Genomic DNA, 11,279 nt, shown 5'->3' on the forward strand with positions numbered 1-11,279 from the left:
GGGGAGGAATGCTGAAATTGGGCCAAGAAGTGAATAGTGCTAAGGTGCAGAATAAAAAATTGAAACGTCCCTTCATATTAGCTGCGATCATGTTGGCTATGTTTATGAATGCTATTGAAGGAACGATTGTGTCAACGGCAATGCCAGCCATTGTAAGTGATTTAGGCGGTTTTTCACTTTACAGCTGGGTATTTTCAGGTTATTTGCTCATGAACGCGGTAACAGTCTTGATATATGGAAAGCTATCGGATATTCTCGGGAGAAAACCTGTTTTATTATTTGGAATCATTGTCTTCCTTATTGGCTCCCTTCTCTGCGGCTTTGCAGATTCTATGACGGAACTCATCATATATCGCTTTATACAAGGTTTTGGGGCTGGGGCTGTCGCTCCTGTGGCTTCGACAATTGTTGGCGATATTTATAAAAATGAAGAGAGGGCACGCGTACAAGGGTATCTATCGAGCGTGTGGGGCATTTCGGCTGTCATGGGGCCAGCTTTGGGCGGCTTGCTCGTTGAATCCCTGACTTGGAAGCTTGTCTTCTGGGTAAATATCCCTTTGGGCTTATTATCTTTTATTGGTATTTGGTTTTTCCTTCATGAAAATATCGAAAAGAAAAAACGTGATATCGATTACCTAGGTGCAACGCTATTGACGTTATCCATATCCACTCTTATGGTGATTCTCGTAGAAGGAGGAGTGAAATGGTCATGGGCTTCAGCTCCGGTCATATCCTTGGCATTAGTGGCCATCATCACCTTCATCTTCTTCATTCTTCAGGAAAAGAAAGCAGCCGAACCGATGATGCCATTTGAAATTTGGCAGGAGCGTTCCATTCTGATTGCCAATCTTGTATCCCTGACGACAGGGGTGATGATGATCGGATTATCAAGTTTCCTCCCGACCTTCGTTCAGGGCGTGATGGAACGCTCGCCTACGGTAGCTGGTTTTACATTGACAGCCATGTCAATTGGCTGGCCGATCGCATCAATGGTCTCTGGCAGGTTATTGATGAAAATAGGATTCAAATCAACCTCCCTCCTTGGAGGGTGTTCATTGATCCTTGGGAGCTTGATCCTAGTGTGGATGAAGCCGGAAGCTGGGCCCCTTATTGCTGCCATGGGATCCTTCTTTGTCGGAGTGGGCATGGGCTTGACTTCAACCTCATTCATTGTCGTCATTCAAAAAACCGTCAGCTGGGAACGAAGGGGCATTGCTACAGCTTCCAATATGTTCATGCGTAATTTAGGGAATACTGTAGGTGCTGCATTACTTGGAGGAATCATGAATATGAGGCTTCAGGCCTACTTGAACGAGCATGCGCCAGCCGGCTCGGGAGTGACGATAGATACGGCGAATAAACTGTTGAACAGTGAAGAACGCATGTCGCTTCCAGAAAACGTTGTAAATGTTTTACAGGAAGGACTTACATTGTCTTTACAGACGATTTATCTTATTGTCCTGGTCTTCTCTATAATCAGCTTCCTATTACTTACGAGACTAAGAAAGAATAAGAAGGAATAGCGAAAAAAGGCAGACTCCTTAAATGGAGTTTGCAGTCAAGAGACAGATGGCTAACAAATTCATTGCCTTCTCAGAGATTGAATTAACAAGCAGGCCACCGCAAAAGCCACCGAAAAGGGTAAATGGGATTAAATGGAGGGCATCCTTCAATTTTAGCTATTTTTTCTTGAATAAAGTATAAAAGCTAGAAAAAGAAGAAAACATATTGGGAAATTTGACTGAACCAATAACCTGGTGTATGGGTAAACCTATCAAAAGAAGGGATGTCATTCCGATAAGGCCGCCGCCCCCAGCCAATGTACCGACGAAGGATGCTGCAGAACTGATGACAAGCAGTAAAATGATCGTCAAAGGATATTCACCCTGTTTCTTTTCTCTTGTATTATAGGCCGACTTTGTTGATAATAAAATTTAAATAAATTAAATCATCATGATAAGATTTAATTATCAAGAGGTTGGTGTGTATGTCATTTTCAGAATTTCATTTATTATCCGTGCTTGCTCAGGAAATGAATATGAGAAAAGCAGCTGAGCGGTTGTTCGTTTCCCAGCCGGCATTATCACAGCGTTTACAATCCATAGAGAAGGATTGGGGCTCGAAACTGTTTCTGCGTTCACAAAAAGGGCTGTCACTGACGCCAGCAGGTGAAGCGGTAATTCGTTTGGCCAATGAGGTTATCGAAAAAGAAGAAAAGGTCAGGGAAAGCATTCAAGCTATGGACCATGAAGTATATGGGACTTTGAAAATAGCCTGTGCTTCGATTGTCGGTCAAAATTGGCTGCCGCAAGTATTGAAAAAGTTCGTTCAAAAATATCCGTATGCCAAAATTTCCTTAATCACTGGCTGGAGCAGTGAGATTTTAAAGTCTTTGTATGAAGGACAGGTGCATATTGGCATCATAAGGGGAGCCCCGGATTGGAAAGGTGTAAAACAGCATTTATTTACGGATATGCTGTATCTGGTCGATACTGAAATGAAGGAACTGAATCAAGTGTTCGAAACGGACCGGCCATTCATTCAGTTTAAAAGCGATTCGAATTATTATCAGGAAATCCAGGACTGGTGGCATCGGCAATTTAAAACGACACCAAAAAACACTATTGTCGTGGATCAAATCGAAACATGCAAACAAATGGTGTTCAATGGAATAGGATATGCAATCCTGCCAGCCATCACTCTGCATGATAAAGATACGAATGTTTTTAAAATCCCTCTACTGGATGGGCATAACCACTCAATCGAACGGGATACATGGCTTTGCGGCTATGAATCTGCCTTCCAGTTAAAGCAAGTGCAAGCATTCACGGAAGTGGTGAAAGAGCATATTCGCGACCAAGGAATGTTATAGGTCCGCTGACGAAAATGTCAATAGGAGAGAATAATATATAAGAGTGACATTCAACTTGTCTTGCCGGCAGTTGTCTGGTAAATTTAAAACGAGTAATGATACATATTTAGGAGGTTTACCCGGAATGAACAAAATGGATGCAAACGAAATTATTTCTTTTATCTCAAATAGTAAAAAATCTACACCTGTAAAGGTATATGTCAAAGGCGATTTAGAAGGCATGGATTTTGGACCAGCTTCTAAAACTTTCATAACAGGAAATACAGGTGTTGTATTCGGTGAGTGGTCTGAAGTCGAAGAAGCAATCAAGGCAGCAGGAACAAAAATCGAGGATTATGTAGTTGAAAATGATCGCCGTAACTCTGCCATTCCTTTATTGGACCTAAAAGGCATCAAAGCCCGTATCGAGCCTGGCGCAGTAATTCGTGACCAAGTATCCATTGGAGACAACGCAGTCATCATGATGGGTGCATCAATCAATATTGGTTCAGTCATCGGTGAAGGCACAATGATCGACATGAACGCAATACTGGGCGGTCGTGCAACAGTGGGTAAAAACTGTCACGTAGGCGCAGGTGCCGTTTTAGCAGGTGTCATCGAGCCGCCTTCCGCACAACCGGTCATTTTGGAAGATGATGTTTTAATCGGAGCCAATGCGGTCGTACTGGAAGGTGTGAAAATCGGTCAAGGTTCAGTTGTGGCGGCTGGTGCAGTTGTAACGAAAGACATTCCTCCTTACTCTGTTGCTGCCGGTATCCCGGCGAGGGTCATTAAACAAATTGACGAAAAAACAAAATCAAAAACAGAAATCATGCAAGAACTTCGTCAACTTTAATTTCTTTAGTGAATATTGCCTGAAGCGTGGATAAATATATCCACGCTTTCTGTATAGGAGGAAATAATGTGAAAATAAGTCCTTTTGCCGAGATCCGGCGTGATTTGCATCAAATACCGGAGATAGGGTTCCAAGAATTCAAGACGCAGGAATACCTACTTAACTACATAACGAAACTGGCCCAGGAGCGAATGGAGATAGAAACTTGGCGGACTGGGATATTCGTGAAAGTGAAGGGAATGAATCCGCGAAAAACGATTGGCTACCGGGCTGATATTGACGGTCTGCCGATAAAAGAGGAAACCGGATTGCCGTTTGCCTCCACACACGAGGAATATATGCATGCCTGCGGTCATGATTTTCATATGAGCATAGGTTTGGGATTATTGACATATTTCACCGAAAATCCGATCGATGATGACTTGCTATTCATCTTCCAGCCTGCAGAAGAAGGTCCTGGCGGAGCTGAACCGATGCTTAAATCGGAAACGATGAAAAAATGGAAGCCTGATATGATTCTTGCTTTACATATTGCCCCAGAGTACCCAGTTGGGACGATTGCCGTTAAAGAAGGGCTTCTATTTGCCAATACATCTGAATTATTCATCGATTTGAGGGGGAAAGGAGGGCATGCAGCCTATCCGCATGAAACAAATGATATGGTCATTGCGGCCTGTTCGCTTGTAGGGCAGTTGCAAACAATCATATCCAGGAATGTCAATCCACTTGATTCAGCTGTCATTACAGTTGGGAAGATTACTGGAGGCACCGTTCAAAATATTATTGCGGAGACAGCACGGTTAGAAGGTACAATACGCACCCTTAACCCAGAATCGATGGTAAAGGTCAAGTCAAGAATAAAGGCGCTTGTGGATGGCATACAAGTGGGATATGAGTGCTTGGCTGAAATCGACTATGGTGCGATGTATCATCAGGTGTATAATGAAGAACGGCTGACCCGGGAATTCATGGAATTTACAGAGAAGTCAACCGCGATTCATTTGCATCGCTGCACTGAAGCGATGACTGGTGAAGATTTTGGTTATATGTTAAAGGAGATTCCAGGATTCATGTTCTGGCTGGGGGTTTCATCGGATTACGGATTGCACCACGCTAAGTTAAGTCCGGATGAAACTGCGATTGAACTCGCGATCAATCACTTAACGGACTATATAACGTTTAAAGGAAGCGAAGCGTAAAAAATGCTTTTCAGTACAGAACATGCTTTAAAGGGAGAACGAATGACGTTGGAGGGCTTATTGTGAAAAAAGAATTTGCGGTGATTGGACTTGGCCGTTTTGGCGGCAGCATAGTCAAGACATTAGCTGAAGAAGGATTAGGGGTTCTGGCTATCGATGCTGACGAAGATCGAGTGAATGAATTTGCCAGAATAGCTTCACATGCAGTAGTAGGGGATACGACAGATGAAAATGTACTGAGAAACATAGGGATTCGGAATTTTGATCACGTCATTGTAGCGATTGGCGAGAATATTCAAGCTAGCATATTGACGACGCTCATGCTTAAGGAATTGGGTGTCGGAAATGTTACGGTTAAAGCGCAAAATGATTATCATGAGAAGGTTCTTCGTAAAATCGGGGCCGACTATGTCGTGCACCCCGAACGAGATATGGGGAGAAGGATCGCCCATAATATCGTCTCCAATAATATTCTCGATTATTTGGAGCTTTCTGATGAACACTCCATCGTCGAAATTGTTGCAAGCCAAAAGATGAATGGAAACTCGATCTTTGACCTTGATATCCGTGCTCATTATGGGCTGAATATAGTCGCAATCAAAAGGGGGAACGATATAAATGTTTCCCCACAGGCGAGCGATTTAATTCATAAAGGTGATATATTGATCGTCATCGGCGCGGATTCGGACATCAATCGCTTTGAAAAAAAAATTGTGGAATAAGCAAGCTTTGCTCAATTTCGGGCAGCGCGCACTTATTATCCACAAAAAAGCCCAGCCATCAATGGCTGGGCTTCTATTATTATTGGACTTCCATGATGATCGGGAGGATCATTGGACGCCGTTTAGTTTTTTCATATAGGAATGGAGATAAAGTGTCTGTAATTTCATTTTTAATTTCAGACCATTGTGTAGTTTTACGATCCATCACCTTATTTAAATGCTTAGTTATCAAGGATTGAGCATCGCTTATAAGGTCTCCTGATTCTCTCATGTAAACAAATCCGCGTGAGATGATGTCAGGTCCGGATGCAATTTTGAATTCCTTCATATTGATGCTGACAACGACAACGACAAGGCCTTCCTCGGAAAGAATCCGACGATCACGGAGAACGATATTACCAATATCCCCGATGCCGCTTCCATCGATATAAACCGAACCTGAAGGGATTTTACCAGCGATTTGTGCTGTGTTTTCACTTAAGGATAGAACTTCACCATTATCCATGATAAAGCAATTTTCTTCCGGAACCCCGCAATCGACTGCATGGCGGGCATGTAGTTTTTGCATACGGTATTCACCATGGATTGGCATGAAGAATTTTGGTTTAATCAAACGAAGCATCAGCTTTTGTTCCTGCTGTCCGCCATGTCCTGATGTATGAATGTCATTCAAAGGACCTGAAATGACGTCTGCTCCTGCACGATACAATTGATTGATTGTTCTCGAAACACTGATTGTGTTACCTGGGATAGGTGAAGATGAAAATACTACAGTATCTCCAGGAATGATTTGAATCTGACGGTGAGTGCCATTCGCTATGCGAGACAATGCTGCCATTGGTTCACCTTGACTGCCTGTACAAAGGATGGTTACTTTATTCGCAGGCATACGATTCAATTGCTGTACATCAATAAATGTATCTTTAGGCGCTACGATATAACCAAGATCTTGTCCAATTGATATGGCTGAATCCATGCTTCGGCCAAAAACGGCTATTTTACGGCCGTTAGCCACGGCTGCTTCGACAACTTGCTGAAGGCGATGGATGTTCGATGCAAACGTTGCAAAAATAATCCGGCCGTCAACCTTACGGAAAATGTCTTGAATGGTATCGCCGACACGGCTTTCGGACATAGTAAAATTCTGCACTTCACTATTTGTGCTATCCGAGAGTAGGCACAATACACCTTCTTTACCGATCTCAGCCATCTTGGTCAGGTTTGCAGGCTCGCCCACTGGTGTGAAGTCGAATTTAAAATCACCAGTATGGACAATTTGTCCAGGTGGTGTTTTTACAACGATTCCATAAGAGTCAGGGATACTGTGTGTTGTGCGGAAGAATGAGACGGACGTTTTCCGGAACTTGATCACTTCATCTTCACTGATCTCAATCATGGTTGTCTGGCGCAAAAGGCCGTGTTCTTCCAATTTATTACGAAGCAGTCCAAGTGCTAGTTTCCCGCCGTATACAGGGACATTCACTTTTCTAAGCAAATAAGGAATCCCGCCAATATGGTCTTCATGGCCATGGGTAATGAAGACACCTTTAATTTTATCTACATTTTTTTCTAAATAGCTGTAATCAGGAATCACATAGTCAATACCGAGAAGCTCATCTTCAGGAAATTTAATTCCAGCATCAATGATGATGATTTCATCTTGAAACTGAACAGCATATGTGTTCTTACCGATTTCGCCTAAACCGCCCAGGGCGAATACAGCTGTTTGATCGTTTTTTACAAATTTCATAAATTATAGCTCCAATACTTTGTAATCTTCATTTTGTTTTTCATATTCTAAATATGCTCCGGTTACGGGTAATACGATTTCTACGTTATAAGGTTCCTTTTTTAATTTTAAACGAACGTCACGAACGGATTCACCTTCGACAAACATTGTTTTAGTATTCTCCCTGATGGGAACCTCTGATATGGTTACTTGATAGTATACCTTAAAAACCATTTTAATCTCTCCTCACTTGTTTGCATTGCTTTTTTCATTATATATAAAAACAACAATTTTTTCATGTTTTTCAACATCATGTAAAAATAAACCCAGCTCCGCCATAAAAACGGAAGGGGTTTGATGAATTAAATATACCAATGTCTAAAGTATATAAAAAAATAGATGGCCGATTCTGGTATCAATCCAATTGTGTCTTCCTCTATCTTATATCCTATCCGTTTTTGCCATGTGTAAAACTTAAATCATGGGATCTTTTTTTCGTAAACGATTTCTTTCTAATTAAAACAGTGCGACTGTCAGCGTTTCATGAAAACACAAAGACTCATATCTTTATTTGAAATATGTATTCACCTGACCATATAAAAGCCAAGATAGAAAGAATGCTTAACAAGAACTTTACAACAAGGAAGAAGCCCTTCGCAAGTTTTTGAAGAGCTGTCCAAAAAAAATTCGCATATGGATGACGGCCAAGGCAGGAATGAGTGGCAAATCATGCGATAGATTTTTTTCTTAAAAGATCATTCCACTGTTTAGCAAGCTTTTTACGAAGCTTTTTTAACATGGCGATCACGCTCCCTTACTATTATTGTATAGGATTATTCAATAATGTAAATACGTCTTTACAGGTACTTGGCCCATTTTTGAAAAAAAAGGCTCATTCATACAAGCGGCTGGGATTTTGGAGTAAAGAAGGATGGGAGAGAAGTAATCTAAGAAAGCCTGAGTTGTTTCTATTAAGAATAGTATATGCCCATTCATGAATAAAAAACGTAAATTGAGTGGAATCCGGTTATGTTACTTGACTTATCTTGATGACAATTATTAAATGGGTACATATTAAAAAAGGAAAAATGAAAGAATTGGAAGTGAATTGTTAGTGAAAATCGTATTCTTTGATATTGACGGAACATTACTCGATCATGAAAAAAAGTTACCTGCTTCAACAAAAAAAGCTATTAAGCAACTGCAGGATAGCGGGGTTTTTGTAGCAATTGCCACAGGAAGGGCTCCGTTCATGTTCGAATCTTTAAGGGAAGAGCTTGGCATCGATACATTTGTAAGCTTCAATGGACAATACGTTGTTTTTGAAGGGAAAGTCGTTTATAAAAACCCTTTGAGCATACCTGAGATAAAACGGCTCCACGAACATGCTGAAAAAAATGAAATACCGATCGTTTTCATGAATGAGGAGACAATGAAATCGAGTGTTCCACATCATATCAGAATTGAAGAAGCATTAAGCAGCCTGAAGTTTCCCCACCCTGAACATGTGGCAGATTTTTATGAGGACCATGATATATATCAAGCCTTATTATTCTGTTCGGAAGATGAAGAAGGGAACTTTGTTGGGAAATATGACGACTTTCATTTCATTAGATGGCATGAATATTCAACGGATGTACTTCCATTCGGGGGTTCAAAAGCTGAAGGCATAAAAATATTAATGGAAAAAGTCGGGTTTGCTTTGGAGGATGTTTACGCCTTTGGAGATGGCTTAAATGATATAGAGATGTTAAAAGTAGCGGGATATGGCGTGGCAATGGGGAATGCCGGTCAACTTGTGAAGCAAGAGGCCGACTTTGTAACGAAGGATGTCGATGATGATGGCATACTTTTTGGTTTGAAGGAACTTGAACTGATATAAAAAAACAAAACCCCCGTCAACCAACAGGCAGGGGTTTTGCTTATTGCGTTACCTTTCCAACGCAATTGAATTTTCCGGAATGGCATAGGGGTCTTCCGGATTGATATGATCATAAAACATGATTCCATTAAGGTGGTCGATTTCATGCTGAAAGCAAATGGCTGCGATGCCTTTCAGGCGGAGTTGAACCGATTTTCCTTCCAGGTCCGTACCCACAACCGTTATTCGAGCATAACGGGGAACATAGCCGGAAACGGGACGATTTACGGAAAGGCAGCCTTCACCGGATGTCAAATATGCTTTTTCCACTGAATGGCTGATGAGTTTAGGGTTGAAAAGTGCATAGCTATACAGTTGACCATCTTTTTCTTTCAAATGAACCGCGATCATCCTTTTTGAAACATTCACCTGTGGTGCAGCCAAGCCAATTCCTGCCCTTAGCCCGTATAGTGCAGAAATATCGGGCTTCTGGCTGTTTTGGACATATTCCATCAAGCTGTCTAAAAGTTGCTTATCTTCATTTGATGCCGGAAGCGGAACCTCTACCGCGACTTGCCTTAAGATTGGATCGTCTTCATTAACAAAATCATCCATGGTAAGCATTATCTTTCACCCCGCAAAAATTCTAATAATATGTATAGGGTTATTTTAACAAAAAAAACACTGAAAGTTAATGGATGTCTAATGAAAGAAAATGGAAGGGATGGAATAAGTCATTAATTCCTATCCCAGCCATTATATTAATTGCGTGTTAAGGTCTATTTAAAAAAATAAATCATTTTTTGTTATTTAGGGTAAATAGTTAACATTTTCGGGTAAAGGTAATAGTAATTACCTGGTTAGCATAAGCACGCGCCGACAATGATTAACAGAATGAACAGGACAATGATTAGAGCGAAGCCGCTTCCAAAGCCGCAGCCTCCACCACCATAGCCATAACCATCACCATAACCATAGCTGGGTGCACTGGAAACCGGATAACAGCAATCCTGGTTGTAACCTCCATACATAATTTCATACCTCCGTTTTTTGTATTATTAAAATACTGACCACTCTGATTTGAAACGGTCACTACAGCCTATGCAGGATGGCTTAAAGGGTGTAGGCTAGCGCCCAGTAATGAAAAAAACCTGTTCGGAATATGATTGTAACAAGTGTTTGCTGCTAATAAGGGAATTTAGAGAAAAATGAATCTTCGAAGTACTATTAGAAGGAGCTGTCTATGTTGAAGCGTTTTGGTCCATATGTTATTTTACTTCTTTCTTTAGTGATCTTGGCTGGTTGTTTTAATGGTTCACCAGAAGAAAGAATCCACAAAATCCTAGAGAAAACTGCAGAAAAGGAAAGTGATTTCACCGAACATCAAGAGCCTCTTAATGATTTGGAGAAAAAAGAAAAAGAAAAATATGAGAAAATCATTAAACTTGGATTGGATGATTATGAACAGATTGTCGAGCTTTCAGATGAAGCCACCAAGAATATCGACCAAAGGGAAAAAATAATTGAAAAGGAACAAAGCAGTATGCAATCCTCAAAAGAACAATTCAATCAGATAGATGAACAAATCGGGAAAATAGAGGATGAAAAAATAAAAAAAGAAGCGACCGAAATGAAAAAGGTCATGAGTGAGCGCTATAGCACCTACGATAATTTATATGATGCTTATCAACAAAGTCTGGCTTATGATCGTGAATTATATGAACTTTTTAAAAAAGAGGATTTGAAAATGGATGAATTACAAGTGCAAATCAAGAAAATAAATACCTCTTATTCAAAAGTTCTGAAAGCGAATGAGGAATTTAATGCATTAACGGAAAAATCAAATCAAAAAAAAGAAAGTTTTTATGATAGTTCCGGCATAGAAATGGCTGATTCAACAAAATAATATAAATAATGATGGGCTGTGATTCTCACTCACAGCCCATATTTTGTTCAATCCAGTTCATGTAGGGACAGAAAAATTCTAGAATGGACTTTTTTGTGCAACCATCTTGATGTGGGATTTTCATACCTGTACTAAAAAAAAACGATAATCAAAAT

Annotated in this window: 12 protein-coding genes; 7 read left to right on the forward strand and 5 right to left on the reverse strand. The window is 40.7% G+C overall.

Annotated features, from left to right (window positions below; genetic code table 11):
• The first annotated feature begins 17 nt into the window (after nucleotides 1-17).
• Nucleotides 18-1,523 (forward strand): MDR family MFS transporter, encoded by a 1,506-nt coding sequence (locus JNUCC41_RS16110; protein WP_286182116.1) that lies wholly within the window; start codon nucleotides 18-20, stop codon nucleotides 1,521-1,523.
• Between the two features lie 156 nt (nucleotides 1,524-1,679).
• Here the strand turns inward: JNUCC41_RS16110 and JNUCC41_RS16115 are convergent, their stop codons facing one another.
• A complete protein-coding gene (locus tag JNUCC41_RS16115; RefSeq protein WP_192203907.1) occupies nucleotides 1,680-1,874 on the reverse strand; it encodes a TSUP family transporter in 195 nt (64 codons plus the stop codon).
• A gap of 113 nt (nucleotides 1,875-1,987) precedes the next feature.
• Between JNUCC41_RS16115 and JNUCC41_RS16120 the strand changes: the two genes are divergently transcribed.
• From JNUCC41_RS16120 to JNUCC41_RS16135, 4 genes are all read left to right on the forward strand, one after another.
• The gene (locus tag JNUCC41_RS16120; protein WP_063231999.1) at nucleotides 1,988-2,872 is read left to right on the forward strand and encodes a transcriptional regulator CcpC; all 885 of its coding nucleotides are present in this window, start codon (nucleotides 1,988-1,990) and stop codon (nucleotides 2,870-2,872) included.
• A 124-nt stretch (nucleotides 2,873-2,996) separates the two neighbouring features.
• Nucleotides 2,997-3,707: a 2,3,4,5-tetrahydropyridine-2,6-dicarboxylate N-acetyltransferase gene (dapD, locus tag JNUCC41_RS16125; RefSeq protein WP_192203908.1), complete on the forward strand. Its 711-nt coding sequence runs from the start codon at nucleotides 2,997-2,999 to the stop codon at nucleotides 3,705-3,707.
• 68 nt (nucleotides 3,708-3,775) lie between these two features.
• Nucleotides 3,776-4,906, forward strand: coding sequence for an N-acetyldiaminopimelate deacetylase (locus JNUCC41_RS16130; protein ID WP_428834090.1), 1,131 nt, complete (start codon nucleotides 3,776-3,778; stop codon nucleotides 4,904-4,906).
• Between the two features lie 62 nt (nucleotides 4,907-4,968).
• Nucleotides 4,969-5,628, forward strand: a complete 660-nt coding sequence (locus JNUCC41_RS16135) for a potassium channel family protein (RefSeq protein WP_192203910.1) — start codon at nucleotides 4,969-4,971, stop codon at nucleotides 5,626-5,628.
• 79 nt (nucleotides 5,629-5,707) lie between these two features.
• Here the strand turns inward: JNUCC41_RS16135 and rnjA are convergent, their stop codons facing one another.
• Both rnjA and JNUCC41_RS16145 read right to left on the reverse strand, forming a co-directional pair.
• Nucleotides 5,708-7,378 (reverse strand): ribonuclease J1, encoded by a 1,671-nt coding sequence (rnjA, locus tag JNUCC41_RS16140; protein ID WP_034314071.1) that lies wholly within the window; start codon nucleotides 7,376-7,378, stop codon nucleotides 5,708-5,710.
• Between the two features lie 3 nt (nucleotides 7,379-7,381).
• On the reverse strand, nucleotides 7,382-7,591 hold the full coding sequence (locus JNUCC41_RS16145; protein ID WP_034314070.1) for a DNA-dependent RNA polymerase subunit epsilon: 210 nt from the start codon (nucleotides 7,589-7,591) through the stop codon (nucleotides 7,382-7,384).
• A gap of 880 nt (nucleotides 7,592-8,471) precedes the next feature.
• On the opposite strand from JNUCC41_RS16145, the gene JNUCC41_RS16150 reads away from it, so the two are divergent.
• Nucleotides 8,472-9,239, forward strand: a complete 768-nt coding sequence (locus tag JNUCC41_RS16150; protein ID WP_370662526.1) for a Cof-type HAD-IIB family hydrolase — start codon at nucleotides 8,472-8,474, stop codon at nucleotides 9,237-9,239.
• Between the two features lie 48 nt (nucleotides 9,240-9,287).
• On the opposite strand, the gene def is transcribed toward JNUCC41_RS16150, so the two are convergent.
• Together def and JNUCC41_RS27090 are read right to left on the reverse strand one after the other, a co-directional pair.
• Nucleotides 9,288-9,842, reverse strand: a complete 555-nt coding sequence (def, locus tag JNUCC41_RS16155; RefSeq protein WP_192203912.1) for a peptide deformylase — start codon at nucleotides 9,840-9,842, stop codon at nucleotides 9,288-9,290.
• Between the two features lie 236 nt (nucleotides 9,843-10,078).
• Entirely contained in the window at nucleotides 10,079-10,249 is a 171-nt protein-coding gene (locus JNUCC41_RS27090; RefSeq protein WP_192203913.1) for a YjcZ family sporulation protein, read from the reverse strand.
• Nucleotides 10,250-10,461: 212 nt separating this feature from the next.
• Between JNUCC41_RS27090 and JNUCC41_RS16165 the strand changes: the two genes are divergently transcribed.
• Nucleotides 10,462-11,124 (forward strand): YkyA family protein, encoded by a 663-nt coding sequence (locus tag JNUCC41_RS16165; RefSeq protein WP_192203914.1) that lies wholly within the window; start codon nucleotides 10,462-10,464, stop codon nucleotides 11,122-11,124.
• Nucleotides 11,125-11,279 lie beyond the last annotated feature (155 nt).

This window comes from Brevibacillus sp. JNUCC-41 (assembly GCF_014844095.1).
Lineage (GTDB): Bacteria > Bacillota > Bacilli > Bacillales > DSM-1321 > Peribacillus > Peribacillus aracenensis.

What these genes read in the sequence shown, in the direction of transcription:
- rnjA (WP_034314071.1), bottom strand. Translation starts at nt 7,378, where the DNA reads ATGAAATTTGTAAAAAACGATCAAACAGCTGTATTCGCCCTGGGCGGT.
- JNUCC41_RS16145 (WP_034314070.1), bottom strand. Translation starts at nt 7,591, where the DNA reads ATGGTTTTTAAGGTATACTATCAAGTAACCATATCAGAGGTTCCCATC.
- JNUCC41_RS16120 (WP_063231999.1), top strand. Translation starts at nt 1,988, where the DNA reads ATGTCATTTTCAGAATTTCATTTATTATCCGTGCTTGCTCAGGAAATG.
- JNUCC41_RS16165 (WP_192203914.1), top strand. Translation starts at nt 10,462, where the DNA reads ATGTTGAAGCGTTTTGGTCCATATGTTATTTTACTTCTTTCTTTAGTG.
- JNUCC41_RS27090 (WP_192203913.1), bottom strand. Translation starts at nt 10,249, where the DNA reads ATGTATGGAGGTTACAACCAGGATTGCTGTTATCCGGTTTCCAGTGCA.
- def (WP_192203912.1), bottom strand. Translation starts at nt 9,842, where the DNA reads ATGCTTACCATGGATGATTTTGTTAATGAAGACGATCCAATCTTAAGG.
- dapD (WP_192203908.1), top strand. Translation starts at nt 2,997, where the DNA reads ATGAACAAAATGGATGCAAACGAAATTATTTCTTTTATCTCAAATAGT.